Annotated in this window: 28 protein-coding genes and 1 tRNA gene; 9 read left to right on the forward strand and 20 right to left on the reverse strand. The window is 59.2% G+C overall.

Features of this window, described 5'->3' with window-relative positions; genetic code table 11:
- Positions 1 to 67: 67 nt before the first annotated feature.
- From AAE029_RS23400 to AAE029_RS23440, 9 genes are all read right to left on the reverse strand, one after another.
- Positions 68 to 1,048, reverse strand: a complete 981-nt coding sequence (locus AAE029_RS23400; protein WP_371075301.1) for a type II secretion system F family protein — start codon at positions 1,046 to 1,048, stop codon at positions 68 to 70.
- Positions 1,049 to 1,063: 15 nt separating this feature from the next.
- Positions 1,064 to 2,071 carry a type II secretion system F family protein gene (locus tag AAE029_RS23405; RefSeq protein ID WP_371075302.1) on the reverse strand — a complete coding sequence of 336 codons (1,008 nt, stop codon included), beginning with the start codon at positions 2,069 to 2,071 and terminating at the stop codon, positions 1,064 to 1,066.
- A 5-nt stretch (positions 2,072 to 2,076) separates the two neighbouring features.
- Positions 2,077 to 3,570 carry a CpaF family protein gene (locus AAE029_RS23410; RefSeq protein ID WP_371075303.1) on the reverse strand — a complete coding sequence of 498 codons (1,494 nt, stop codon included), beginning with the start codon at positions 3,568 to 3,570 and terminating at the stop codon, positions 2,077 to 2,079.
- Between the two features lie 31 nt (positions 3,571 to 3,601).
- Positions 3,602 to 4,879: a CpaE family protein gene (locus AAE029_RS23415; RefSeq protein ID WP_371075473.1), complete on the reverse strand. Its 1,278-nt coding sequence runs from the start codon at positions 4,877 to 4,879 to the stop codon at positions 3,602 to 3,604.
- A 198-nt stretch (positions 4,880 to 5,077) separates the two neighbouring features.
- On the reverse strand, positions 5,078 to 5,800 hold the full coding sequence (locus tag AAE029_RS23420; RefSeq protein ID WP_371075304.1) for a CpaD family pilus assembly protein: 723 nt from the start codon (positions 5,798 to 5,800) through the stop codon (positions 5,078 to 5,080).
- Positions 5,801 to 5,856: 56 nt separating this feature from the next.
- The gene (locus AAE029_RS23425; RefSeq protein ID WP_371075305.1) at positions 5,857 to 7,335 is read right to left on the reverse strand and encodes a type II and III secretion system protein family protein; all 1,479 of its coding nucleotides are present in this window, start codon (positions 7,333 to 7,335) and stop codon (positions 5,857 to 5,859) included.
- Positions 7,336 to 7,348: 13 nt separating this feature from the next.
- Positions 7,349 to 8,152: a Flp pilus assembly protein CpaB gene (cpaB, locus tag AAE029_RS23430; protein WP_371075306.1), complete on the reverse strand. Its 804-nt coding sequence runs from the start codon at positions 8,150 to 8,152 to the stop codon at positions 7,349 to 7,351.
- Positions 8,153 to 8,268: 116 nt separating this feature from the next.
- Positions 8,269 to 8,781 (reverse strand): prepilin peptidase, encoded by a 513-nt coding sequence (locus AAE029_RS23435; RefSeq protein ID WP_371075307.1) that lies wholly within the window; start codon positions 8,779 to 8,781, stop codon positions 8,269 to 8,271.
- A gap of 133 nt (positions 8,782 to 8,914) precedes the next feature.
- Positions 8,915 to 9,097, reverse strand: coding sequence for a Flp family type IVb pilin (locus AAE029_RS23440; protein WP_371075308.1), 183 nt, complete (start codon positions 9,095 to 9,097; stop codon positions 8,915 to 8,917).
- 379 nt (positions 9,098 to 9,476) lie between these two features.
- Here AAE029_RS23440 and AAE029_RS23445 point away from each other — a divergent pair, with 379 nt between their 5' ends.
- The 7 genes from AAE029_RS23445 (at position 9,477) to AAE029_RS23475 (ending at position 15,144) form a co-directional block, all read left to right on the forward strand.
- Positions 9,477 to 9,905: a pilus assembly protein N-terminal domain-containing protein gene (locus tag AAE029_RS23445; protein ID WP_371075309.1), complete on the forward strand. Its 429-nt coding sequence runs from the start codon at positions 9,477 to 9,479 to the stop codon at positions 9,903 to 9,905.
- Positions 9,906 to 10,082: 177 nt separating this feature from the next.
- Positions 10,083 to 10,643 (forward strand): TadE/TadG family type IV pilus assembly protein, encoded by a 561-nt coding sequence (locus AAE029_RS23450; RefSeq protein ID WP_371075310.1) that lies wholly within the window; start codon positions 10,083 to 10,085, stop codon positions 10,641 to 10,643.
- A gap of 83 nt (positions 10,644 to 10,726) precedes the next feature.
- Positions 10,727 to 11,311, forward strand: a complete 585-nt coding sequence (locus AAE029_RS23455; protein ID WP_371075474.1) for a TadE/TadG family type IV pilus assembly protein — start codon at positions 10,727 to 10,729, stop codon at positions 11,309 to 11,311.
- A gap of 132 nt (positions 11,312 to 11,443) precedes the next feature.
- Positions 11,444 to 12,664 carry a phosphopentomutase gene (locus tag AAE029_RS23460; protein WP_371075311.1) on the forward strand — a complete coding sequence of 407 codons (1,221 nt, stop codon included), beginning with the start codon at positions 11,444 to 11,446 and terminating at the stop codon, positions 12,662 to 12,664.
- Positions 12,661 to 13,629 (forward strand): adenosine deaminase, encoded by a 969-nt coding sequence (locus AAE029_RS23465; RefSeq protein WP_371075312.1) that lies wholly within the window; start codon positions 12,661 to 12,663, stop codon positions 13,627 to 13,629. The genes AAE029_RS23460 and AAE029_RS23465 overlap by 4 nt, the downstream gene beginning before the upstream one ends.
- 118 nt (positions 13,630 to 13,747) lie before the next feature.
- Positions 13,748 to 14,377, forward strand: coding sequence for a uracil phosphoribosyltransferase (gene upp, locus AAE029_RS23470; RefSeq protein ID WP_371075313.1), 630 nt, complete (start codon positions 13,748 to 13,750; stop codon positions 14,375 to 14,377).
- Positions 14,378 to 14,619: 242 nt separating this feature from the next.
- Positions 14,620 to 15,144, forward strand: a complete 525-nt coding sequence (locus AAE029_RS23475; protein ID WP_371075314.1) for a TIGR02281 family clan AA aspartic protease — start codon at positions 14,620 to 14,622, stop codon at positions 15,142 to 15,144.
- An 8-nt stretch (positions 15,145 to 15,152) separates the two neighbouring features.
- Here the strand turns inward: AAE029_RS23475 and deoA are convergent, their stop codons facing one another.
- The 9 genes from deoA to AAE029_RS23520 form a co-directional block, all read right to left on the reverse strand.
- The gene (gene deoA / locus AAE029_RS23480) at positions 15,153 to 16,460 is read right to left on the reverse strand and encodes a thymidine phosphorylase (protein ID WP_371075315.1); all 1,308 of its coding nucleotides are present in this window, start codon (positions 16,458 to 16,460) and stop codon (positions 15,153 to 15,155) included.
- A gap of 4 nt (positions 16,461 to 16,464) precedes the next feature.
- Positions 16,465 to 17,238 (reverse strand): deoxyribose-phosphate aldolase, encoded by a 774-nt coding sequence (gene deoC, locus AAE029_RS23485; protein ID WP_371075316.1) that lies wholly within the window; start codon positions 17,236 to 17,238, stop codon positions 16,465 to 16,467.
- Positions 17,231 to 18,040, reverse strand: coding sequence for a purine-nucleoside phosphorylase (locus AAE029_RS23490; RefSeq protein WP_371075317.1), 810 nt, complete (start codon positions 18,038 to 18,040; stop codon positions 17,231 to 17,233). The genes deoC and AAE029_RS23490 overlap by 8 nt, the downstream gene beginning before the upstream one ends.
- Positions 18,037 to 18,429 (reverse strand): cytidine deaminase, encoded by a 393-nt coding sequence (locus tag AAE029_RS23495; protein WP_371075318.1) that lies wholly within the window; start codon positions 18,427 to 18,429, stop codon positions 18,037 to 18,039. Before AAE029_RS23495 ends, AAE029_RS23490 begins: the two co-directional genes overlap by 4 nt.
- Positions 18,430 to 18,433: 4 nt before the next feature.
- Positions 18,434 to 19,405 carry an ABC transporter permease gene (locus AAE029_RS23500; protein ID WP_371075319.1) on the reverse strand — a complete coding sequence of 324 codons (972 nt, stop codon included), beginning with the start codon at positions 19,403 to 19,405 and terminating at the stop codon, positions 18,434 to 18,436.
- Positions 19,406 to 19,415: 10 nt separating this feature from the next.
- Entirely contained in the window at positions 19,416 to 20,519 is a 1,104-nt protein-coding gene (locus AAE029_RS23505; protein WP_371075320.1) for an ABC transporter permease, read from the reverse strand.
- A gap of 7 nt (positions 20,520 to 20,526) precedes the next feature.
- Positions 20,527 to 22,038, reverse strand: coding sequence for an ABC transporter ATP-binding protein (locus tag AAE029_RS23510; RefSeq protein WP_371075321.1), 1,512 nt, complete (start codon positions 22,036 to 22,038; stop codon positions 20,527 to 20,529).
- A gap of 240 nt (positions 22,039 to 22,278) precedes the next feature.
- A complete protein-coding gene (locus AAE029_RS23515) occupies positions 22,279 to 23,271 on the reverse strand; it encodes a BMP family protein (RefSeq protein ID WP_371075322.1) in 993 nt (330 codons plus the stop codon).
- Between the two features lie 289 nt (positions 23,272 to 23,560).
- The gene (locus AAE029_RS23520; RefSeq protein WP_371075323.1) at positions 23,561 to 23,878 is read right to left on the reverse strand and encodes a hypothetical protein; all 318 of its coding nucleotides are present in this window, start codon (positions 23,876 to 23,878) and stop codon (positions 23,561 to 23,563) included.
- Between the two features lie 225 nt (positions 23,879 to 24,103).
- On the opposite strand from AAE029_RS23520, the gene AAE029_RS23525 reads away from it, so the two are divergent.
- A tRNA-Ser gene (locus tag AAE029_RS23525) sits at positions 24,104 to 24,193 on the forward strand.
- 248 nt (positions 24,194 to 24,441) lie between these two features.
- Here AAE029_RS23525 and AAE029_RS23530 read toward each other — a convergent pair.
- Together AAE029_RS23530 and AAE029_RS23535 are read right to left on the reverse strand one after the other, a co-directional pair.
- The gene (locus tag AAE029_RS23530; RefSeq protein ID WP_371075324.1) at positions 24,442 to 24,921 is read right to left on the reverse strand and encodes an SRPBCC family protein; all 480 of its coding nucleotides are present in this window, start codon (positions 24,919 to 24,921) and stop codon (positions 24,442 to 24,444) included.
- On the reverse strand, positions 24,905 to 25,255 hold the full coding sequence (locus AAE029_RS23535) for an ArsR/SmtB family transcription factor (protein WP_371075325.1): 351 nt from the start codon (positions 25,253 to 25,255) through the stop codon (positions 24,905 to 24,907). The genes AAE029_RS23530 and AAE029_RS23535 overlap by 17 nt, the downstream gene beginning before the upstream one ends.
- 108 nt (positions 25,256 to 25,363) lie before the next feature.
- Between AAE029_RS23535 and AAE029_RS23540 the strand changes: the two genes are divergently transcribed.
- Positions 25,364 to 26,005 carry a dihydrofolate reductase family protein gene (locus AAE029_RS23540; RefSeq protein ID WP_371075326.1) on the forward strand — a complete coding sequence of 214 codons (642 nt, stop codon included), beginning with the start codon at positions 25,364 to 25,366 and terminating at the stop codon, positions 26,003 to 26,005.
- The last annotated feature ends 409 nt before the right edge of the window (positions 26,006 to 26,414 follow it).

Raw genomic sequence — 26,414 nt, forward strand, 5'->3', positions numbered from 1 at the left:
ACTCCTTTAAAGTCAGCGCGGCAGAACCGGCAAGTAGCGGCCGGCTTCCTCCGCGCTCGAGCCTCCGTCAGAACCGGTCCGAGACCTGAATGAGGGCTGGGCCAAGGATGACTGCGACCAGCACCGGCAGGAAGAAAAGGATCATCGGAACAGTGAGCTTCGGCGGCAGCGCGGCGGCTTTCTTTTCCGCCTCGTTCATGCGCTCGTCGCGCCCTTCCTGCGCCAGAACGCGCAACGCCTGGGAAATCGGCGTTCCGTAGCGTTCCGCCTGAATCAGCGCCTGAGTGACCGCCTTCACGTTGTCGATCTGGGTACGAGTCGCAAGATTGTCCAAAGCCACGCGACGATCCGGAAGGAAGGAAAGCTCAGCCGTGGTCAGAACCATCTCCTCGGCCAGTTCGGGCGATTGTTCGCCCATCTCCTCCGAAACGCGGCGCATGGCGGCTTCGATGGAAGTGCCGGATTCGACACAGATCAGCATGAGGTCGAGGGCGTCCGGCCAGGCTCGCTTGATCGAATGCTGACGTTTGCTGACCCGGTTGGAGATATAAATATTCGGAGCATAGAAGCCGATATAACCCGTACCGATGACGATGAGCAGGCGAATGCCGAAAGCCTTATCGGCCAGATGTCCAAGCCCGAAGACCCAGATACCGGCAACGGCCAGGAATGCGAAGGGCAGGAAGAAACGGGCGACAAGAAAGGCATTGAGCGCATTTTCAGAGCGATAGCCGGCGGCGCGCAGACGATTGACAGTGTTTTCGTCGACAAGAGCTTTTTTCAGGTTGAACTTCTCGACGATTTGCCGGGTAGATTGGTTGTTCTGGTTCCTGAGAGTGGCCTTGCTCGCACCATCGTTCATGCGCGCGCGCTCACGGGCACGGATCTGATCGCGCTCGGTGGATACCGCTTTCATGCGCTTGTTGAGATCGCCCCGTTCGAAAAACGGGATAGCAATCGTATAGAAGGTCGCAAAGACCGCGATTGCCACGAAAAGGGCGACCAGCATGCCCGGGTCTGTCAACTTTGCGGCGAGTTCCTGCGACATTCGAGCTTCCCCTGGTCAGATTTCGAAATTGACCATGTTGCGCATGATAAAAATGCCGATCGACATCCAGACGGCCGAAAATCCCATGATGAGATGGCCTCGGGGATCGGTGAAGAGAATCATCATGTATTGCGGCGATGTCAGATAAACCAGCAGCGCCACGATGAACGGCAGCGCCCCGATGATAACGGCCGATGCCTTGGCTTCCATGGAGAGAGCCTTGATCTTGGCCTTCATTTTCCTGCGATCGCGAAGGACGCGCGAAAGGTTGGAAAGCGCTTCTGAGAGATTGCCGCCGGCCTGCGACTGTATCGCGATGACGATTGCGAAAAAATTCACCTCCTGCAGCGGCACCTGGTTGGTCATGCGAGCGCAAGCCTCCGGCACGCTCAAACCCACCTGTTGGGACTCGATCACACGGCGGAATTCACTCTTCACGGGTTCCTGGCCCTCGGCGGCCACCAGCCGCAACGCATCATTCAGTGGCAGGCCTGATCGGATCGACCGCACGATAACGTCGAGCGCGTTCGGAAATTCATCCAGGAACTTGTTCTGACGACGCTTGATAAGGAAACCCACAACCCAGCGCGGCAGGCCAAGCCCTGCGACCAGAGGAAGGCCGAGAATCACCAGCAGCGGCGCCCCAGCGATAAAGATAATAAGGAGAACGAAGAGCGCGAAGATCGCGCTGAACAGATAGAACCTGCCGACGGTAATCGGCAATCCGGCCTGCGCCAGCCGGGATTTCATTGAAAGGGTCTTCCTGCTTTTCTCCTGCTGGCGCTTTTCGAGGTCCTTCAACGAATCCTGAACCGACTTGCGGCGCTTGGACATTTCCTGGACGCGGTCCCGCGCGGCCTTGACCTTGACGCGGTCGGTTTCGGCCGATTTCACGCGATTTACACGGATTTCGGCTTTCTTCTGCGTTTCCATCCTTGAATAGAGAATGCCATAGCACACGGCCGCTGCGGAGACAGCAGCGAGCACTATGATAAGAAGCACGACCGGATCCATACCGAACATCGTATTCAGCCTTGTTTCGACTTGTTTTCCATTTCATCGAGTGCGGCGGCGAGCCGTTTTTCCTCGTTGTAATAGCGGGCACGATCCCAGAAATTCGGCTTGCCGATACCCGTCGAGACGTGGCGGCCAAGGATGCGACCGGAAGCGTCTTCGCCCTCGATTTCGTAGCGCACCAGATCCTGGGTGATGATGACGTCTCCTTCCATGCCGACCACTTCCGTGATCTGCGTGATGCGTCTTGAGCCGTCTCTCAGGCGCGCTGCCTGAATAACGACGTCGACCGAGCTCGCGATGATTTCCCGCACCGTCTTGGCCGGCAGGCTGAAGCCACCCATGGCAATCATCGACTCCATGCGGCTCAGGCATTCGCGCGGGGTATTGGCGTGGATCGTGCCCATGGAACCGTCGTGACCGGTGTTCATCGCCTGCAGCAGGTCGAAGACCTCCGGTCCGCGCACTTCGCCCACGATGATGCGCTCAGGGCGCATACGCAGGCAGTTCTTGACGAGATCGCGCATCGTGATCTCGCCCTCGCCTTCGATATTGGGCGGACGTGTTTCGAGGCGCACGACGTGCGGCTGCTGTAATTGCAGTTCCGCCGTATCTTCGCAGGTGATCACCCGCTCGTCGGCATCGATATAGCGCGTCAGACAGTTCAGCAGCGTCGTCTTGCCCGAGCCCGTACCGCCGGAGATGACCACGTTGCAGCGCACGCGGCCGATGATCTGCAGCACCGTTGCGCCCTCCGGCGTGATGGCGCCGAAACGGACGAGCTGATCGAGGGTGAGCTTGTCTTTCTTGAACTTACGGATTGTCAGCGCCGGGCCATCGATCGCGAGCGGCGGTGCAATGACATTGACGCGCGACCCGTCGGGCAGGCGAGCATCGCAGATTGGGCTCGATTCATCGACGCGGCGGCCCACCTGGCTGACGATGCGCTGACAGATGGAGAGGAGTTGGGAATTGTCGCGAAAGCGGATTTCCGATTCGATCGTCTTGCCGCCCACTTCGATGAAGGTCTGGCCGGCGCCGTTGACCATGATGTCGGCGATGTCGTCGCGGGCGAGCAGCGGCTCCAGCGGACCATAGCCGAGCACATCGTTGCAGATATCCTCAAGCAGTTCCTCCTGCTCGGAGATCGACATTGCGAAATTCTTGATCGTGATAATGTCGTTGACGATATCGCGGATTTCCTCGCGTGCGCTCTCGCCGTCGAGCTTGGAAAGCTGCGAGAGGTCGATCGTATCGATGAGCGCGGAGAAAACCTGCGACTTGGTATCGTAATATTCGTCCGTGCGCGCTGGGCGACGACGCGGGGGTGGCGCGGGTTGAATTGGAGGCGGCGTTATCTGCTGACGCTGAGGCGCGGGCTCCGCCAGGACACCCGGTGCCTGGGAGGACGCAGGAGGCGCAGCAGGAGCCGGCGACGGCGGAGGCGCCACGGTTCCACCGAAGCCTCCGCCCTTTCCAAATCCCTCGGTCCCACGCTTTCCAAACATGCCGGCTATCCGTTCCTGTCTTCTGTTGTCTTCACTTGCGCTTCAGCAGGCCGAGTAGCCCGCCTTTCCTTGGCTTCTTGATCGCGACCCGACCGGTGACGATGTGGGCGAGTTGCGAGAAGGTTTCGGCGATCGGCGATTTCGGGTCCATCTCCGAGATCATGCGACCGCTGTTTGCAGCGTTGCCGAAAAGATTCACGTCGAAGGGGATGATTGCGACCGGTTCGATTTCAAGCGGCTCGCAAAAATCGGATATCCCGATTTCCGGCCGCTTTGGCATGCCGACCTGATTGAGGACCAGGTATGGCGCCTTGTCGTTTGGTCGGAGCTTGCGCAGTGCATCCAGGAGGTTTTTGGTGTTGCGCAGATTGGCAAGATCCGGCGTCGCGCAGATCACGATCTCGTCGACGCTCCCGAGCACACCGCGCGTCCACTCGGACCAGGCGTGCGGCACGTCGAGCACACTGACCGGTGCGCTGCGCTGCAGCACGTCAAGCACCGGCTGGAAGGCGGCCCCTTCGAAATCATAGGTTCGGTCGAGCATCGAAGGCGCGGCCAGGAGCGACAGATGCTCCGAGCACTTGGTCAACAGGCGATCGAGAAACACCTCATCAAGCCGCTCGGGCGCGAAGACGGCCTCCGCGATTCCCTGCGCCGGATCCTGGTCGAAGTCGATATTCGCCGTGCCGTAGGGCAGATCGAGATCGGCGAGGATCGTCTCCGTGGCGAAGAGATTGGAGATGCCGAAGGCGCAATTATGGGCGATCGTGGAGGAACCGACCCCGCCCTTGGCAGCGATGAAAGCAATGCTGCGGCCGAGCGGCTCTGCTTCCGGATCCACGAAGATGGCCGACATCGCGGCCATGAGGTCGGTCATGGCGACCGGCTGAACCATGTATTCCGAGATGCCGTTGCGCACGAGTTCGCGATAAAGGCCGATATCGTTGTGATGGCCGATGATGATGACTTTGGTGCTCGGATCGCAGACCTGTGCGAGCGGCGTAAGCTCTTCGAGGAGACTGGCAGCATTCGCGCGAGTCTCAAGAATGATCAGGTTCGGCGTCGGTGCCGATGCGAACATATTGGCGGCGGCAGCCGTGCCGCCGCTGGTGATGCGCAGGCTAACCTTTGCCATGCGGCGATCATTGCCGCACCGCTCCATGAGCTGCTGCAGCAGCTCGCTCTCGCAGAACGCATGCACGGAAATGCGCGGCAGGGGGCGCATGTTTTCGAGGTCGCCAGGACGCACCGCTTCTTCAGCCTGCCGGCCGTCCACCGGATCCTTGAATTCGTAGTCGATGGCGCTCATCATTCAGTTTCGTCCCATCCTTCGGCTCTCCAGCCGAGTTTGCGGCGCCAGAACACCGCGCGCCCAAATAGACGCGTCATCACTTTTGATCGGCACTAAGCCTCCTCGAAAATCGATTTCCGATTCCCAGAGGCGAAATCCCTTGTTTTGATGCATGTCGTTGCCGCAAAACCGCTGCACACTTTTGCGCGACATGCATCAGAAGCCACTGCCCGACCCGCCGAAACCGCCGCTGCTCAGCGTCGTCTGGCTGGTACGGTAGCTGTCGATCACGTTGGCGCGCTGCTGCGCATCAATCGGTGTCTCGGCGCGCGGCGCGATAAGATCCGTCGGATTGGCAACCTGTGCGGCCAGATTGTTCTGGGAAGCGCAGCCGAAATTGTACCAGTTCCTGTTGGCAAAGCTGTTCTCACCCAGATCCTCCGGCCATTGCCCACAATTGTGGGTGACGGCCGTCGTCGCCACGAAGCGCAGGCGGATCGGCGCGGCATCCCCGGCACCGCCGGCCGAATAGAAGCTGTCGACGATCTTCGGCGATGGAATACCATTGGCAACGAGTTGGCGGCGGATCTGCTTGCGCAATGCGACGACAGCCGTTGAATTATACGAGCCCTGCGGCGAGAGGATTTCGATCGTGCCCGTGGCATGCGCCTTGTAGTCCTGCGCAAAACCGCCGACGGTGTCCCGCAATCCCGTGGTCAAGCCGCGATCCGTCGAGGCGACGGGAATATCGACGCTATGCTCCGCCTCGGCCAACACGATCGGATGACGCTGGCGATAGTCGTCGGCGATGGAGCCGGTTACAAGGCTGTCCCGCGGAGCGGCGCAGCCGCTGATCGCACCGGCTCCCATTGTGATCACGGCCAGAACGGCAAGGCCGGAGAGACTCACTTGCCGTGCCTTCGCGGGGACGCTGACCATCGCATATTCTCTTTTTCTTTGATGTGATACGGCGCTCGTCATCTCTCCATCTTTCCTCATTTGTAGATGAAGCCGACTGTCCCGTGGAACTGCGCGTTCGCGACGGGCGCCTCCCTGCGTCCATAGATCTTGTTCACCCGATCCAGGAAGAAGGTCGCGGCATCGTTTTCAGGGCTGAAATTATCGTCCGGACGGGCAATGGCGTTTCGCGCCACCGGTCGCACGAGATAGGGGGTCGCGATGATGACCAGTTCGCTCTCGTCGCGCTGATAGGCCTTCTGGCGGAACAGCGTGCCGAGGATCGGGATCTTGTTCACGCCCGGCGTACCGTTGGTGTTCTGCTGGACGTTATCGCTCAGCAGGCCGGCAAGCGCGATGGAGCCGCCCGAAGGCAATTCCACCGAGGTTTCCGCCGATCGCCGGTTGTATGTCGCACCTTCCGTGCCGGCCATGGGTTCAGACACCTGTGTCTGAATTCTAAGGCTGATCCTGCCCGAGGAAAGCACGACGGGGGTAAAGGCGAGATTGATACCGTAATCATAGGGTGTCAGCACGACCTTGCCGTCGTCATCCGTCGAGGAATAGAGAACCTGGCCGCCGGAATTGAAGGTGGCGCTCTGGCCGGATATCGCCGTCAGCGTCGGTTCAGCAAGCGTGCGGATCACCTTCGCCTGCTCCATCGCGCTGATATAGGTGGAAAGATCATACTTTCCGATCGAGTTCGTAAAGAGGGCGCCAATGCCGCCGCCAACGATTGCGGTTGCCGTGTCATCCGCATGATCGCCCAGCTGCGCGATAGCCAGACCAGAGGAATTGGTGAGCAGGTGGTCGAAGCCAAGCTGCTTCAGGACCTGGCGTTTGACCTCGGCGACGGTGACCTTCAGCGTCACCTGGTCTTCTCCCTGGATCGTCAACAAGTTGACAATCTGGGATGTCTGTCGGGCTTCGGCAAACAATGCGACAGCGCTATCACCGCCGGTACCCGAGGCCGTTTCGGTTCTTGTCGTCGCCTCGCCGCCCTTGAGGAAGGCGAAGGCCAATTTTTCCGCCTGGGTCGAATCCTGGGGCGTCTGCACCGTCCCGGTCAGAACGATGTTGTCGGAGACGATCTCGACCGAGATATCGGAGTTCGGAATGAAGCGCTTGAGATTGGCCTGCAGCCCCGTAACGTCGCGCTCAACCGCTAGATCGAGGCTGACGATTTCCCGTCCGTCTGCGCCGAAGATGAAAATGTTGGTCTGTCCGACCTTCTTGCCGAAAAGATAGATGCGCCGCGAGGTCCGCGTCACGGCGTCGGCCATGGAGGGGTCCGAGACGAGGATATCGTGCGCATCCGTCGGCAGATCGACGACCAGCGCCTTGTTGAGGCCAAGTTTCAGGCGCCGGTGGGCGCCGGGACCCGTCTGCGCAATCTGGATCACGCTGTCGGAGCCCGCATAGGCGTCCATGGGAAGAATCGGGAGTCCGCAGAAGGCGAGCGAGACTGAAAGGCAGGTCGTCAGCAAGGATCCGGTGATTTTATTTAATACGCACATCGTGCCGTTTCCTTTACTGCGCCTTCGCCTGATCGCCACCGACGATCTTTCCGGACTTGATGACCTGGACGATCGCGCTGCCGTTATCCCCGCTCAGAAGATAGTCGGCGGCAACGGTGTCCTGTTCCCTCGCGTCGGCGACGGAACGCAGCGCAAGCGAAAGCCGGTCGGCCATCTGCTGGGCGACGGCGAGAACCTTGGTCTGGTCAGGGGTCAGCTCCAGCGTCGCCGTGGTGCCGACAGCGGCTTTCGAGCCGTCTTCCTTTTCCTCGATCTGCTGGTCGATAGCGAGGACGCGAACGTTGCTCAGCACCGTCTCGGTGATATATTTTTCGCCATCGCCCTTTCGGACCATGATCACGTCGACGCGGTCGTTCGGAAGAATGAAGCCGCCGGCGCCGGTCGCGACCGATATCTCCGTTGCGACAGCGCGTTTGCCGGCCGGCAGAAGCGCCGACATGATCCTGCTGCTGGAATCGGCAACCTTTTCCGGCCGAATGGGCTCTCCCTCGAAGATCGGCAGGCGGACCACGGCGCCTTGCATGTCCTTCAGCGCGTCTGGCTGGTCCGTATCGGTGATGAATCCCTTGACGACACTATCCTTCGGCCAGGCGGTCCATTGCATGGCATCGTCATTGAGGCGCGCGCCGACGGGGAGGTTGGCCTTTGAGACCAGGATGTTGATCGTGGGCTCCTTTTCGACGATCTCCTTGACCTGAGGAACGACATTGCGCCCTGCCAGACGCATCGCAAGAAGCCCGGCGAGCCCGGCCGTAACGACGGCGACTGCGAGAATCATTATGCGGGCGGGCTTCATCGAACATTCCTCGAGGACTCAAAATCTGTCCCCGCAGAATGGTCAGGAATTGGTGTAATTATGGTTAATGATAGACTTACAATTCTAGTTAACCGAAAGCTAAAATCGCTTTCTACCTAGTGCAATCTTTCCAGCGCAGCGAGCAGCAGAGGCGAGGATGGGTAAGCCAGGAATCCGCCGATTGCAATTGCGAGGCCGTAGGGGATTTTCTTGGCAAGAAGAAGCGAGTTCGGTACGGGCAATCCCGTCGCCAGAATAGTATTGGAGCTTCCACGCAACGCCAAAATAAGAAGGGTAATCAAGCCGCCGATAAACCCGACATTGACGACGAAAACTAAGAGCGGCTGGCCAAAGCCGAACCAGAGTGCCGCCGCACTCAATAGCTTGGCATCGCCTCCGCCCATGACGTTTGCTGCAAACAGCGCAAAGCAGATCGAAAACACGATAGCTGCGCCGAGAAGGTGCATGCCGATCGCGGACAGGCTCAGGCCAAGCACGGGTGCAAGAAGAAGAAACGATGCCGCCAAGATCAGAGACGCACGGTTCGGGATCGTCATCGTCAACAGATCCGAAAAAGCCGCGATCGCAAGGCATAAAGGGAAGATCACGAATGCTGCGGCTTCAACCACGGAGTTCTCCAGCACAAGCATCTGATGGAAGTCAGACCGACCATGATGTTATCTTCTGCACCTGGAAAGCAACAAAACCGCCTTATGCCAAGGCGGTTTTATGACGCTACGAGAATGCCCCGCGCCAGCTTAATTATGGTTTAGTGGACGTGAAGTTCAACTCTTTCGAGAGATTGTCGAACTGGTCATTCAAAGCATTGCCGAGGGTCGATGCGCCAGCGATGAGGGCGACGGAGATCAGGGCTGCGATCAGGCCATATTCGATCGCGGTCGCACCGGACTCATCTTTCAGAAAACGCGAGAAAAGCTTCGTCATGGTAGTATCATACTCCAGTTATGGTTCAGCACGCCCGCCAACCGTTGCCGTTGATCGGATGCGCAAAAGCTAACGAAAGGCTGTTTCTACGCGCTTAAGGAAGATGGTTACTTCTTTCTTAGTGCCTCAATGCATCTGGTATAGTTTACGTTTATCTAATGGTTTTACCAAAAACTTGCTGCAGTTTTGACGCGGCCTGATTTACAGTCGAAAGCAACGGCGCAAAACAGGCTTCATTATGCTACGGAAGCCTCCAATCAAAGACCTCGCCAATGATGCAGGACGGCACAAACTGCCCGTTTTTGAACCACTTAACGGTTCGTTCACTATTCTTTTCCATCCTAGACGCGCGTCGTTTCCGAGAAGCAAGGGGTCAAAAATGTCAACACGCGGCAGAACCGCCTTTCTTGCCTGTGTCGTTGCCATTTCGTGTCTCGGTGGATCAGAGATCGAAGCGCAGGAAGACATGATGCGCGTCTATATGGATCACGCACGCGTTCTCAAGCTCGACCGACCAGTCAGCAAGGTCATCATCGGCAATGCGAAGATCGCCGACGCAACCGTCGCCGATCCGAAAACCATCGTGCTCACGGGGCGCAGCTTCGGCGCCACCAATCTCGTTCTTCTCGATATAGACGGCAATGCGATCCTCGACGAACGGATCCTGGTTTCGATCGATGAGGGCAATACGGTCCGCGTCTATCGTCAAACGCAGCGTTCGGTTCTGTCCTGCACACCTAATTGCGAGCAGCACACGCAACAGAACAGCACCGAGGATGATGCCGCCGCCGCGGCCAGCGGTTCCTAATCCCACTGCATTGCGGATGATCGTGCTGTTTTCTTAAATTGCACGTGCCGGCGAAACGAAAAATCAAGATTCCTGCCCGATATATGAGGTCAGCAGACACGTCGGAAATGGATGATGGCAGCGGATCATAGTGATGTGGGCGGCGCCATGTCTGGCAGGCTGCCAGGGCGGAGGGGGATGCGCCGTTTCGTACGTTCGCGCGACGGCGCCGCGGCGATCGAATTCGCGCTGCTCGCCATTCCCTATTTCATGATCATCTTCGCGATCTTTGAAACATTCGTTGCCTTTGCGGCAGAACAGCTTGTTTCCAATGCGGTCGATACCATGGGACGGAGGCTGCGCATCGGGCAGATCACGGCAGCAAATACAACAGGGGAACAGTTCCGCCAGGCCTTCTGTGACGAGATCTCGATCCTGATCACGTGTTCGGAAAACGAACTTGCGACGCCGAGCAAGCTCTATCTCGACGTCGAAACATACAGCAAATTTTCGGATGTCCCGACGGACATACCCAGGTTGGTGCCGACGGATCCTTTCTCCGACCTGAAAACGACCGATTTCAAATTCGTCCCCGGCGGAAAGGGGACGATCAACATGGTGAGGGCCTATTACAGATGGCCGATCATCACCGATCTGATCCGCCCCTACATCACCAATATCCGGCCCGCCGACGGTACCATGCCGACGGACTTTCTCATCGTCGCCACGGCAGTCTTCCAGAACGAGCAATATCCCTGATGAAGACGTGTGATTTACGGTTTTTGAAGGGAACATCGATTGTGCACCGCTGGCTGATCGCCGGAAACGGGATCGGCCTGCGCATGCGGACGATATCCAAGCGCTTTTTGAGCGATCGTCAAGGAATTGGCGCAATAGAATTTGCGCTGCTCGTACCCGTGCTCCTGATGCTCTATTTCGGCGCGGTTGGAGCGACCGTTGGCTTCAGCATGGCAAAACGCGCGACACGGGCCTCCGGTACCGTGGCCGATATCGTCACGCAACAGACAAGCGTCGACAAAACCTACCTGGCCGAGATGCCGTCGGTAGCCCGCAGCATTTTTGCTCCCTACCGCACCGACAAGCTAACGTTGAATATAACCGGGATCACGATCGATAACTCGGCCAATGCCAAAGTGGCCTGGTCCTGGGGCTGGAAGGACAACGAAAACACCAAAGATGATCCGAAGGATGGAACAGTCACGACACCCTATCCGGTCAACAGCGCTGTAACGGTCCCTGACGAAATGAAAAAGGCCAACACCTTCCTCGTGCGATCAGAACTCCTCATCCCCTATGATCTATTCGCATTTGCTCCCGGTTTCCTGCCCGATGGAAACATTACCATCAAACGCGATTTCTTCTATCGCCAGCGCACGGGGGATTCCGTCACGTGCGGCAATTGTTGAGCCCAATCGTCTCCACATAAAGTGCCGACTGAAGCCATAAAATTGCCAAGCGAGAACGACCCGTATAAGGGATGCTGAATCAGCAACCGCACTATAACAATCGTCGCGGTCGGCATTCGCATCGGGTGGAAAATGGCACGCGCCTTTCTCTTCGTTCTTGATTCCTTCGGCGTCGGCGGTGGCCGCGATGCGGCCGCCTATGGCGATCAGGGCGCCGATACGCTCGGTCATATCGCCGAGTTCTGCGCGGCGGGCGCCGGTGACCGGGCCGGTCTGCGTTCCGGACCGCTGACGCTCCCCAACATGTCGGCCCTCGGCCTCATGCAGGTCGCCAAGATGGCATCCGGTCGCTATCCGGACGGCATGGCGCTGCCGGAGCGAATCTACGGGCTTTACGGCTGCGCCGACGAAGTGTCGCGCGGCAAAGATACACCCTCTGGGCATTGGGAGATCGCCGGGACGCCGGTCATGTTCGACTGGGGTTACTTTCCCACCGAAGGCGACGCATTTTCGCCGGAACTGGTGGAGACCATCTGCCAGGCGGCAGATATCCCGGGCATTCTCGGAAATTGTCACGCCTCCGGGACGGACATCATCGCCAAGCACGGCGAGGAGCATATCCGCACCGGCAAGCCGATCTGCTACACGTCGTCGGATTCCGTCTTTCAGATTGCCGCTCATGAGACCTATTTCGGGCTCGAGCGGCTGCTGACGCTCTGCCAGGTCGTGCGTGCCGTTCTCGATTCCTATAATATCGGCCGAGTCATCGCACGGCCCTTCATCGGAGAGACGGCATCAACCTTTGCGCGCACCGGCAATCGGCGCGACTTTTCCGTTCCACCACCGGAGCCGACACTGCTTGACCGGCTGATCGCCGCCGAGCGGAAAGTACACGCTGTGGGCAAGATCGGCGACATCTTCGCCCATCAGGGGATTACGCGCGTGGTCAAGGCGAATGGGAACATGGCGTTGATGGATGCGACCCTTGCGGCCATGGAAACGGCGGAAAGTGGCGACCTTGTCTTCACCAACTTCGTCGATTTCGACATGGTCTATGGACACAGGCGCGATGTGGCCGGCTATGCGGCAGCACTCGAGGCCTTCGACGCGCGCCTGCCGGAAGTGCATCGCAAGCTGCGGCCCGGAGATCTGGTTATCCTGACGGCCGACCACGGCTGCGATCCCACATGGCGCGGTACCGATCACACCCGCGAGCGCGTGCCGATCATCGCCTACGGGCCGGGGCTGCGATCCAAGGGGATCGGAATCCGCCCGACCTATGCGGATATCGGCGAAACGGTTGCGCAGCATCTCGGAATTGCCGTCGGCAGACATGGGAGCAGTTTTCTGTGACATCACATCTGAAGAAGGTTGAATTGCACTGTCACCTGGAGGGTGCGGCTCCGCCGGCGCTGACCGCAAGCCAGGCGCGCAAATATGGTGTCGACACCAGCGGCTTCATGCGTGACGGCATCTATCTCTGGCACGATTTCGCCAGCTTTCTCGAATGCTATGACAAGGTCTCCGAAGTCTACCGGACAGAGGAAGACTATGTCCTGCTTACCGAAGCCTATCTGACGGAGCTCGCAGATATCGGCACGATCTACAGCGAACTCATCGTTTCACCCGATCATGGCAACCGCATCGGGCTTGGCGCGGATGCCTACATCGCCGGCGTCTCAGCCGGAATCATCTCGGCGAAGGAGAAGACAGGCATCGAGGCGCGGCTGATCGTGACGGGAGAACGCCATTTCGGGCCGGAGAGCGTCGTCCGCGCAGCGGAATATGCTGCGAAAGCCGGCAATCCGCTGATCACCGGTTTCAATCTTGCCGGAGAGGAACGCATGGGCCGGGTCGCCGACTATGCCCGTGCCTTCGACATCGCCCGTGAAGCGGGGCTCGGCCTTACAATCCATGCCGGTGAAGTCTGCGGCGCTTTCAGCGTCACTGAGGCATTGGACGTGGTCCGTCCGTCACGCATCGGCCATGGCGTGCGCGCCATCGAGGATCGCGATCTGGTCAGGCGGCTCGCCGATCTGGGCACGGTGCTTGAAGTCTGCCCCGGCTCGAATATCGCCCTCAACGTCTTTCCGGATTTTGACACACATCCGCTTCCGGCGCTGCTTAATGCCGGTGTGCGCGTTACGCTCAATTCCGACGACCCGCCTTTCTTCCACACGTCCCTGATGCGCGAATACGAGTTGGCGTCGAAGACTTTCGGCCTTAGCGACGCAGATATCGACAGTATCACGCGCACGGCCATCGAGGCGGCCTTCATCGACGAGCCGACGCGGGCAGCACTTCTTACCCGGCTCTGATCCGAGGCGAGACTGGCATTCGGGATGACAAGGACAAATGTGCCTCTCCCCTTGCGGTCAGACCGAATTCCATGAAAGAACGTCAACAAAGACGAAATTACCGAGAGGCTGATATTCCATGGACGGTGTTACGGTCATCGACCACCCGCTTGTGCAGCACAAGCTGACGATCATGCGGCGCAAGGAGACGTCGACCGGAAGCTTTCGACGGTTGCTGAGAGAGATTTCCACACTGCTCTGCTATGAGGTGACGCGCGATCTCGAGTTGACGATGGAAACGATCGAGACGCCCCTGCAGGAGATGCAGGCACCGATCCTGGAAGGCAAGAAGCTCGTCTTCGCCTCCATCCTGCGGGCGGGCAACGGACTTCTCGAAGGCATGCTCGATCTCGTGCCTTCCGCCCGGGTCTCCCATATCGGCGTCTATCGCGATCACGAAACGCTGCAGCCTGTCGAATACTATTTCAAGGCGCCGGAGGACATTTCCGAACGGCTCATCATCGTCGTCGATCCTATGCTCGCCACGGGCAATTCCTCGATTGCGGCGATCGACAAGCTGAAGCAACGCGGTGCCCGCAATATCCGTTTCCTTTGCCTGCTGGCGGCACCCGAAGGGATCAAGCACTTCCGCGAAGCGCATCCGGACGTGCAGGTCTTTACCGCCGCGATCGACAGTCATCTGAATGAAAAGGGCTACATCGTTCCGGGCCTCGGCGATGCGGGTGACCGTATGTACGGCACGAAATAACGTATGTCGCGCAAAAGTGTGCAGCGGTCTTGCGGCAACGATACGCATGAAAACAACGGCATAAAGCTTGTCGCGACAGCCTTTACGTAAGGAATCCTTTACCAGAGTTTCAGCGTCTTGCACGCGTCGGACCGAACGATGACATTTGAGGCTGGATATTAGGGAGTTTTCAGCAGTTTATCGCTTAGGAATCGGGTCGTTTCGGCCCTGCATCACGCAGGATTGCAGGAAGGATCCGTCCCATGCTCGTGCGCATTGTCATTTTCGCGAGCCTCGCGGCTGTGCTGGCAACACAGGTTCCGGCTCTGTTCGAGAAGGACGAGCAGCCCGCTGAGGCGTCGGGTGCTATCGCAAACAGCTCCGTTTCTGAGAGAGCCGCGCAGGTCGCTCTGCCTCAGGGCAGCATGCGCCTGAGAGCCGATGCGCAGGGCCATTATTTCGGTGATTTCAAATTCAACGGCAAACCCGTCCGTGGTGTCATCGATACGGGCGCGACCTATGTTGCCATCAATGAGAGTCTGGCCCGACGACTTGGATACAGCGGCAATCAACTCGATTTTCGCTACACGGTGAATACTGCGAACGGACAGGCGAAGGTTGCTCATATCAAGCTCGATCGGATCGAGATCGGCACCATCCGGGTTCGCAATGTCGACGCAATGGTGTCAAGGGACGAAGCACTTAGCGAGACGCTTGTCGGCGTGAGTTTTCTGAAAAAGCTCGCCTCCTACAGCGTCATCGACGGCACGCTCAACCTCAAGCAGTAAAGGTCGCGTCAGAGCTGCCCAACTATCAGCGGCGGCAACTCGGGCGCCGCGTCCCCGATTTTGTAGGCTGCGATAATTGCCGCCGCTGCCCTTTCCGCTGCAGAAGCAGCGGCAGCGTGCACGAAGGCGATCGGATCACCCTTATGAACATAGGTGCCAAGCGGCAGAAAGCCGCTGAAGCCGACGCGGTAATCGATGCGATCATCGGGATGGCGACGCCCCCCTCCTAATGCAATCACGCTCATGCCGATGGCGCGGGTGTCGCAATGCACCAGCCAGCCGTCACGAGGCGCCGGGATAGCTTGCTCTACGGGAGCCCTGGCGAGGTAGCGATCGGGGTTTTCGATAAGGTCTGCCGGTCCTCCGAGGAGACGGACCATGTGTGAGAAAGTCTCTGCGGCGCGTCCCGTCGAGAGTGCGTCCTGCGCCATCTTTTCACCTTCCGAGACAGAGGCGGCGATACCGGCCTGCACAAGCATTTCCGCAGCCAACGCCAGAACGACGGCTTCGAGCCGGGTTTCCTTTTTCCTGCCGGCCAGAAAATCGAGGCAGATACGGACTTCGACGGCATTGCCCGCAGCATCGGCCAGGGGCTCGCTCATATCGGTGATCAGGGCGGAGGTTCGCACACCTGCGCCATTGGCGACCTCGACCAGGGAACGGGCCAGGTCTTCCGTTTCCTTCGGATCGGTCAGGAAGGCGCCATTGCCCGTCTTCACGTCGAGCACGAGGCTGTGCAGGCCGGCTGCGAGCTTCTTGGAAAGGATGGATGCGGTAATCAGCGGCATGGAATCGACTGTCGCCGTCACGTCGCGCACCGCATAGAGCCTGCGGTCCGCAGGTGCGAGCGTCGTCGTCTGGCCGATGATGGCGCAGCCCGCCTCCCTGACCGTTCGCCGAAAGAGGGCCTCATCGGGATGGATCCTGTAACCGGGGATCGATTCCAGCTTGTCGAGGGTACCCCCCGTATGGCCCAGACCGCGGCCGGAGATCATCGGAACGGCCAGACCGCAGGCCGCCGCAATCGGCGCCAGCATGAGGGAGACATTGTCGCCGACGCCGCCGGTCGAGTGTTTATCGGCGACAGGTCTGTCAACGCCGGCCCAGGATAGCGTCTCGCCCGACCTCGCCATCGCAAGTGTCAAAGCCACCGTCTCGTCGCGCGTCATTCCGCGGAACCAGACAGCCATGGCAAAAGCAGCCACCTGGCCGTCGGATATCTCTTCCTTCGCCAGGGCGGAAATGAAAGTCTCGATTTCCTTTTCGGACAAGATCTCGCCGTCGCGCTTCCGGCGGATGATCTCGTGGGGGATCATGTCCTCAGTATCCGGAGGAAGCGGCGACCGATTGGCCACCACCGAGAATGGCAAGGATATCCTCCAGCAGCCCCGAGGCGCCGAAGCGGAAGGTCGACGGCATCGCCCAGTCAGGGGCCATGATGGTTTCGGCGAGGCTGAGATAGAGCGAGGCGCTGGCGACCGTGCTTACCCCGCCTGCCGGCTTGAAACCAACCTTGCGGCCACTCTCCCTGATAGCACGGAGCATGATATCGGCAGCTTCGAGCGTCGCATTGACCGCCACTTTGCCGGTCGACGTCTTGATGAAATCCGCTCCCGCTTCGATCGCAAGCTCTGAGGCACGTCGGATCAATGCGGCATCCTTCAATTCGCCGGTTTCCAGAATCACCTTCAAGAGAACGGGCGCGGCGCATTCGGCGCGAACGCCACTCACCATCTTGGTCACCGCCTTTTCGTCTCCGGCGAGTAGCGCATGATAGGGAATGACAAGATCGATCTCATCGGCGCCGTCGGCAATCGCCTCACGCGTCTCTGCGGCAACGTCGGCGACCTCCATATCGCCGGAGGGGAAATTGACGACGGTCGCGATCCGTACCGGATGGCCGGAGCCGAGCACCTCACGGGCGCGGGCGACGAAACGGGGCCAGATGCAGATAGCAGCGCTATTGCCGTACGGCGTCTGGGCGCGCGCGCAGAGAGCATCGATCTGCGCTTCGGTGCAATCATCCTTGAGATTGGTAAGATCAAGCAGGGACAGGGCGACGGCGGCCGTCTCCCGTATCGAATGACTATTCATTATCGCTTCCTCCGCCAGCAATCATTTCCTTGAGAATAGCGGCGAGCCGGGCGCCGCCGACCGGTGCCATATCCTTCGTCTCCTCGTGGCTGAGCTCGGCGCCGGTCATGCCAGCTCCATAATTGGTGATAACGGACGCTGCGGCAACCCTGAGGCCGAATTGCCGTGCGAGTATGACTTCGGGCACCGTCGACATGCCGACGGCATCGGCCCCCAATATCCGCGCCATGCGGATTTCGGCCGGCGTTTCGAAGCTCGGGCCGGAAAACCACATATAGACGCCATGCGGAAGCTTGATGTCGACCTTTTCAGCCGCCTTGCGCATGCGCATGATCAAGTCGGTATCGTAAGCGCTCGTCATGCCGACAAAACGCTTATCGCCCTCTTCGCCAATCAGCGGATTCGTGCCGGAAAAATTGATATGATCCGTGATCTGCATCACCGAGCCGGGCGGCACTTCTTCGCGCAGTGAACCAGCCGAATTCGTGAGAATCAGGCTCTCAACGCCGAGGTCTTTCATTGCCTCGATGGGAACGCGCATGGCGCCGGCAGCGCCCTTTTCATAATAGTGCGCGCGTCCGGAAAGCATGATGACAGGCACATCGCCGAGATGTCCCGCGACAACCTCGCCCGCATGGCCGGATACCGCGCTCACGGGAAAACCCGGCAACTCGGCATAAGCAATACGAACCGGCTCCGACAGTTCGTCGACAAGCGAGCCCAGGCCGGAGCCGAGGACAATGCCATAGCGCGGCGCAAGTGCGCCGAGCCGCTCGACAAGAAGATCGCTGACACCAGTCATCCGAGGATCTCGGTTTGGAAACTGAAAGGCAGAAGCTCGTCCATCGTCATGGTTTTCTTCACGCCGACCTCGTCGCAGAGATAGATCTTTGTGTCCTTGCCGGCAAATTCGGCAATCTTCTGGCGGCAGCCGCCGCAGGGCGGGCAGAGCGGCAATTTCTCGGCAATCACCGCCATCTCGACGATCTTCTTCGCGCCGCCCATGATCATGGCGCCGATTGCGGTCGGCTCGGCGCACCAGCCCTGCGGGAAGGACACGTTCTCGATATTGGCGCCGCTATATATCCTTCCGTCCTCAGCGCGAATTGCCGCCCCGACCGGGAATTTAGAATAGGGCGCATGGGCGAAGCTCATTGCCTTGCGGGCCGCTTCGAAAAGATCATGAGACATCCGATCAACGCTCCTTGGTATAGGGGACACCACCCGCCTTCGGCGGTATGGCGACGCCGATGAAGCCTGCCAGCAGGATGCAGGTCAGAACATAGGGCAGAGCCTGGAAGATTTGAACCGGCACCTCGCCGATCAGCGGCACGGACTTGCCCTGCATGAAATTCGAGAAGGCGTCGAGGAAACCGAATAGCAGGCAAGCAAACATCACCGGCACCGGCTTCCATTTGGCGAAAACGAGAGCGGCCAACGCAATATAGCCCTTTCCGGCGGACATGTCCTTGATGAAGGCGGCCGACTGGGCGATCGCAAGATAGGTCCCGGAGAAGCCACAAAGAATGCCGGCACAGAGGACGGCGCGGTAACGCAGCCACGAGACTGAGATGCCGGCGGTGTCCACCGCCCCCGGATTTTCTCCGACCGCCCTGAGACGCAGGCCGAAGCGCGTACGGTAGAGGATCCACCAGGACAGCGGCACCGCGAGGAACGCCAGGTAGGTCAGAAGATTGTTGCCCGAGATCATGTTGGCATAGAGCGGCCCGATGATCGGAACGCCACGCAGCGTATCGGCGCCCGGCAGAATAATCGGCGCAAATCGCGCTCCACCCGGCAGTTGCGGTGTCCGCCCACCCTGCCCGAACCAGGCCTGGCCGAGCACGATGGTGATACCGGCGACAAAGAAATTGATGGCGACGCCCGAGACGATCTGATTGCCGCGATTGGTAATCGAGGCGAATCCATGGACGAGGCTCAGTGCCATCGAACACAGGATGCCGGCAAGGAGGCCGAGCCAGGCGGAACCCGAGACATACGCGACGCAGGCGGACGCGAAGGCGGATGCCAGCATCTTGCCCTCGAGCCCGATGTCGAAAACGCCGGCACGCTCGGAAAAGAGACCCGCGAGCGCAGTGAAGATCAGAGGTATCGACAGGCGGATGGTCGAGCCGAGAATGCTGATGAAGATATCGTAGAATTCCATCCGTCGCCCCTTACGCCGTTGCGAACTGCTGGTAGACGCGCACGAGCGCCGGCCTGAACATATATTCCAGTGCCCCGGCAAAGAGGATCACCAGACCCTGAATCACCAGGATCATTTCGCGCGTGATGTTCGGCATGTCGAAGGAAAGCTCGGCGCCGCCCTGGTAGAGAACGCCAAACAGGATGGCGGCAAGGATGATGCCGATCGGATGGTTGCGCCCCATCAGGGAGACTGCAATACCGACAAAGCCGGCACCGCCAACGAATTCAACCTGCAATCTTGCGGAAGCACCCATCACGGGATTGAGCGCCATCATGCCGGCAAGCCCGCCCGATATCAGCATGGCGACGATGACGGTTCGAACATAGGGAACGCCGGCATAGACGGCTGCCGTCGGGCTGACGCCGAGCGTGCGCATCTCGAAGCCAAGCTTGGTGCGCCAGATCAGGAGCCAGACGAGGAAACACATCACCAGCGCAATCAGGAACGACACGTTGAAGGGAGCAGCACCGAGCCTCAACCCGAACAGCGCCAACAGCCAATCGAGCTTCGGCAATTGGCCGCCTTCGAGGAAGGTCCGGGTTTCCGGCGCCATCTTGCCTGGCACGATCAGCACGTGCACCAGCAGATAGACCATCAGGGCAGCGGCGATATAGTTGAACATGATCGTCGTGATGACGATGTGACTGCCGCGTTTGGCCTGCAGCCAGGCGGGAATGAGGGCCCAGGCCGCGCCGAAGACCGCAGCGCCGATCACGGCAAAAGGCATGGTGACATACCACGGCACGTAGTTGTCGAGAGCGAGCGCCACGAGCGCGCAGCCGAGGCCGCCGAGATAGGCCTGCCCTTCCGAGCCGATGTTGAAGAGACCGGTATGGATCGCAACCGCGACAGAAAGGCCGGTGAAGATGAAGCTCGTCGCATAGAACAGGGTGAAGCCGATGCCTTCACCGCGTCCGAGCGCACCCTGCAGCAGGAGCACAAGCGCGTCCAAGGGATTTTCACCGATCAGCCAGACGACGAAGCCGGAGATCAGGAAGGCAACCAAAAGATTGAGGAGTGGAATCAGACCGTAATTGATCCAGTTGGGAAGCGGTACGGAAGCGGTGCTCATCAGGGCCTCATGCCGCAATGCCGGCCATCATCAGGCCGAGGGTCTGTTCGCCGGCATCGGCCGTCTTCTCGCCGACGATATGGCCGGCGAACATGACGAGGATACGGTCGGAAAGCGCGCGAATCTCATCGAGCTCGACGGAGACCAGCAGGATCGCCTTGCCGGCGTCGCGCATATCGATGATGCGGCGGTGGATGAATTCGATGGCGCCGATATCGACGCCGCGCGTCGGCTGTCCGATGATCAGCATCTTCGGATCGCGCTCGATCTCGCGGGCGACAACGATCTTCTGCTGGTTGCCGCCGGAGAAATTGGCAGTCTTCAGGCGCGCATTCGGCGGCCGGATATCGTATTTCTCGATCTTTTGCATGGCGTCCTTGCGGATCGCTTCCAGATCGAGAAGCAGGCCTTGGCCATATTTCGGATCGCGATGATAGCCGAGCATCGCATTTTCATATTCCTCGAACTTCAGCACGAGACCCATATGGTGCCGGTCCTCCGGAATATGGGCGAGGCCAAGTTCGCGCAGGCGGGCGGGATCGGCCCTTTCGATCGACTGCCCGTCGAGGAGGATCTCACCCGCGGCCGGCTTGCGGATGCCGGCGATCGCCTCGAGTAGCTCCGACTGGCCGTTGCCCGCGACACCGGCGATGCCAACGATTTCGCCGGCACGCACGTCGAAGGAGACGTTGTCCACCATGGTAACGCCGCGATTGTCCGTGACGGTAAGATTCCTGACGGAAAGGACGGTCTCGCCGGGACGGCCGGCGCCTTTCTGCACTCGCAGAAGCACGCGGCGACCGACCATCAGCTCGGCCAATTCCTCGACAGTCGTTTCCGCGGTCTTGCGTGTCGCCACCATTTCGCCGCGACGCATGACCGAGACGGTATCGGTAATGGCCATGATCTCACGCAGCTTGTGCGTGATGAGGATCACGGTCTTGCCCTGATCGCGCAGCACGCCGAGGATCCTGAAAAGGTGATCGGCTTCGGCCGGTGTCAGCACCCCGGTCGGCTCGTCGAGAATGAGGATTTCGGCGCCGCGATACATGGCCTTCAGGATCTCGACGCGCTGCTGCAGGCCGACCGGCAACTCCTCGATCAGAGCGTCGGGATTGACTTCCAACCCGTAATCCTGCTCCAGCCGCCGCAGCTCCGCACGCGCTGAAGCCACGCCCCTGGCAAGCAGCGCTCCGCCTTCAGCGCCGAGCATGATGTTTTCCAGGACGGTGAAATTGTCGACCAGCATGAAATGCTGGTGAACCATCCCGATGCCGGCGGCGATCGCCGCCTGGCTATCGCGAATGGCGACGGGATTGCCGTTGACGCGGATCTCGCCGCTATCGGCATGGTAGAAGCCGTAGATGATCGACATCAGGGTCGATTTGCCGGCACCGTTTTCGCCGATGATCCCATGGATCGTGCCTTTGGCGACGGTCAGATTAATGTCCTTGTTGGCATGGACAGTACCGAATTTCTTATCGATACCAATGAGTTCGATGGCGGGCGGTTGGCTCACGGCAGGCTCCAGCGGACGGCTCCAGAGCGGCTCAGCTTTTTATGGAAGCGCAGAACCGCCCTAACCTTTAGTTTTGCGCAATTCCGAACGGAAAACCGCTTCACACTTTTCCTGGACTTGCTTTTGTTTCTGCGCAATTCCGAACGGAAAACCGCTGCGCACTTTTCCTGGAATTACTGCAGATAAGAAAAGGGCGCATGGCGAAGTTCTTCCGCCGTGCGCCCGATCTTTAGCCCTCTATCACTTCGGGCAGGAATTGTCCGTCATGTAATCGTGGACCTTGATGGTGCCGGCAATGATGTCCGCCTTTGCCTTTTCGACGGCAGCCTGCATCTCAGGCGTGATCAGTGGCTTGTTGTTGTCATCAAATGCCCAGGTGACGCCATCCTCCTTGACGCCAAGCGCCTGAACGCCGGGCGTGAACTTGTCGTTCTTCATGTCGGAATAGGCATTGTAGACGGCGAGGTCGACGCGCTTGACCATCGAAGTCAGAACCGAGCCTGGATGCAGATGGTTCTGGTTGGAGTCGACGCCGATCGAGAGCTTCTGGTTGTCGGCAGCCGTCTGCAGGACGCCGAGACCGGTCGCGCCGGCAGCCGCGTAAATGACGTCTGCGCCCTGGTCGATCTGGTTCTTGGTCAGTTCGCCGCCACGCACCGGATCGTTCCAGGCAGCACCCGTGGTGCCCGTCATGTTCTGGAAGACTTCGATATCCGACTTTGCGGCGCGCGCGCCCTGCTCGTAGCCGCATTCGAACTTGCGGATCAGGGGAATGTCCATGCCGCCAACGAAGCCAACCTTGCCTGTCTTCGATGCCATGCCGGCGAGCACGCCGACGAGGTAGGAGCCTTCCTCTTCCTTGTAGACGACTGAACGAACATTCGGTTTGTCGACGACGGCGTCGACGATGATGAATTTCGTATCCGGATATTCAGCGGCAACCTTTTCGATGGCGGACGTCCAGGCGAAGGACACGGCGACAACGGGGTTGTAACCGCGGCTTGCAAAATTGCGGATGGCCTGCTCACCCTGGGTGTCACCCGTCGGCTCGAAGTCGCGATAGGCGATGCCGGTTTCAGCTTTGAACTTCTCAGCGCCGTTGTAAGCTGCCTCGTTGAAGGATTTATCGAACTTCCCGCCGGTGCCATAGACGAGCGCGGGCTTGATATCCGCCGCAAGCGCCGTCGCCGACATGGCGGCCATGGCAAGGAGAGTAAGAAGGGATTTTTTCATTGTGCAGCCCTGTTGCTATGATCTTGTTGGGTCCTCCCGCACGCCTTTGTTAATGCAGGCATGTCTGCGGAACCATCAGGCCTCCCCTCGGACGCCTGACTGCACGCATCCTTGCATGGCTCCAGGAAAAATTCACCAGAAATTTTTCAGGTGGTAAAGATTTGCAGCATCAATCCTTTTCGGCAAATTGGCCGCTGGAAAGCCGAATTTGCGGAGGATGGCGCGGCTTGGGCGGAGTGACGAGACGATGGCTTCCTCGTGAGTTGAAACCACCGGCCCGGTCATGGCGTCAAACGGAGAAGCGGCCCGCCACCGGCGGTTTCTTGTAAGCCACCATCCACAGAAGCAGCGAAAAGACAAGAAATACCGCGAAGGCCGGCTGAAGCAGGAACCACTTTATGGCGACGTCATAGAAGCGCGGATGAATATAGTAGGAGATCGACGACTGCACAGCAGAAAGCGTGGATGGACTCAACTCCTCCCAGGCATCACCAAAGGAGGTCATCATGACGGCAGACGCCGCCATCGACTGGATCGAATCAACCGTCCCGGCGATCACGGCGACCGCAAGCGCGACAAGGCTACCCAGACGCAACAAGAAACGCATCACACCCTCCGAAACGCCATTCCGCCGGTTTTGACCCGTCGGCGGCGCCGTCTCCAGCCTCTATATTAGATAGTGAGCCCCAGCCCGGAGCACAATGGAAGAAGCAACGGCAGTTTTATGCAAAGAAGTCAAAAAACTGTTAGATTTCGGTTGATCCTCAAAAATTCATCGGTATATATCGCGGCCGTTCCGGCGGTTTGCTTCTTCAGCGAACGAACCGTCAAAGGACAGGTGGCCGAGTGGTTGAAGGCGCACGCCTGGAACGCGTGTGTACGTGAAAGCGTACCGAGGGTTCGAATCCCTCTCTGTCCGCCATTCACCGCCGGTTGTCCTTTATGGCGCGATATTGCCGCCCAATCACCGCACACCCACCAAGCGGCATAGAAACTCGCCAATTCTACGCTACAGCCCGAAGAATCTTGGTCAGGCGTTTACAAACAAACTTAGCGCGATAACGACGGTTTACGACTTCGTTGCGGTCGTCCGGGCTTGGGCCGCAAAGTCCTGAAAACGATCGATCACGGTACTATGCCGACCACCGCCAACCTCCAAATGGGCAGCGTTCAACCATCTAGCCAGGCAGCAAGGCCGTCCAGCGTCTGCAGCCCATATTCCACCGCGCCGAAATCGATGACCGCCTTCCGCCGCTCGCGGCTGGGGTGAAGCTGGCGCATGGTCAGCACGGTCTTGCCGTCGGCCTGCTCATCGAAAGTAATGATCATGTAGAAGCGTTCGGGGTCGTCAGGCTCCGGAGTGCCATAGTCCACCACGATCAGTTCGTTGGGCACGATCTTCAGGAAGCGCATCAGATTGGGCAAGCGCTGCTGCTGGCCATCGAACTCGCCCACCATGTCGAAGCGCCATACCCCGCCCTCACGAATGTCAGCCTCATGGTTCTCAATGCTGAGGCCAGCCGGGCCATACCATTGTGCCAGCGCTTCCGGGTTCATCCAGGCGGCGAAGACCTTTCGGCGCGGATGCTTCAGCACCTTGACCAGAACGATTTCGCGATCGAGCGACCAGTTCTCAAACAGCTTTTCCATCGTCATTCCCTTCCGCCTTGTCCAGATAGGCTTCCAGCCGGTCGAGCCGCTCGGCCCAGCGTCGCCGCTCCGCTTCCATCCAGTTTGCCGCCTCGTCGAAGCGCGCCCGCTCCAGCCAGCACCAGCGGCTGCGCCCGCGCTTTTCGCTGGCGATCAATCCGCAATCCTCCAGCACTTTGAGATGCTGGGCGAAGGAGGGCAGCGCCATGTCGAAGGGCTCGGCCAGAACGCTGACAGGCATCTCCCCTTCGGCAAGCCGCGATACCACGGCGCGGCGGGTCGGGTCGCTAAGGGCATGAAAGGCAAGGTCGAGAGGGGTCGAATGATAGGGCATGCGCCACGGTAAAGCGGATCGTACACGTGGGTCAATAGATAATAAGGTACTTGCCTTTGTATCTTGCTCACGTTAATAAGGCATATACCTTACTATCAGGAGAGGCCAATGGCAGTTCGTGTCGATCTCAACATTTCCCTGGACGGTTTCGCGACAACCACAGATCAAACGCCCGAGAATCCGTTTGGCGCAGACTGGCCGCGTCTGGTTGCTGCTTATGCTGCTACCCGAACGGTGCGTAAGCGCGTGTTCAAGGACACGTCCGGAACAGGCACCACCGGCGTCGATGAGAAATATGCCCAGGCATACTTCTCAAATATCGGCGCTGAGATCATTGGCGCCGGCATGTTCGGATTTCACGCTCACCCCAACGATCCCAACTGGCGCGGCTGGTGGGGAGAAGAGCCTCCATTCCGTGTCCCGGTATTCGTCCTGACTCATAAGCCGCGGCCTTCCATAGAGATGGCTGGAGGCACCACGTTTCACTTCCTCGCGGCGGATCCAGTTGATGCGGTGCAGCGAGCCGCGAGAGCCGCAAACGGCAAAGACGTTCGGATAGGTGGTGGACCAACCATTGTCCGCGACTTTCTCAAGGCCGGACTTGTGGACCGCCTCCATGTCGCCATTGCTCCAATTCTGCTGGGGCGGGGCATACGCCTCTGGGACGAGTTGCGCGGTTGGGAGACGGGCTACACCGTCAAGGCAGAAACGGCCGAGAGTAGGACTGTCCACCTCACTTTCCAGCGCTAATCGCCGGCCAGCGATTTTCGGCGCCCATGGGCCGCCCCACTTGATTGATGGCCGCCTTTTCTGCACCCTGACGGTGTTGAATTTTTCCTGGTCACATAATCGAAAGCAGATCGACTGCTCCCCACCCCTATATTGCCATTCTACTCCAACTCTATTTGGGAGGGTCATGGAGGGCTATGGCGTAGACGTAGTTCTCCGTTTCGTCGTTCTCGGCCCGCCATTTTCCGATTACGCGATATACTGCAAGATAGCTCGAGGGTCACAATCCGACCCGTCGCAGCCATATGGGTCCAGGCGTTCCCAACGACAATTTCCCCCGGACCTAAACCAGTAAAGGCGAGTGCTATTCCTGAAGTGACCGCTCTCACCCGGTTCCAGAACTGCCATCATTGTGAATAGTCCGCGGGCA

Origin of the sequence: Sinorhizobium sp. CB7 (assembly GCF_041357635.1) — a bacterium.
GTDB lineage: Bacteria > Pseudomonadota > Alphaproteobacteria > Rhizobiales > Rhizobiaceae > Rhizobium.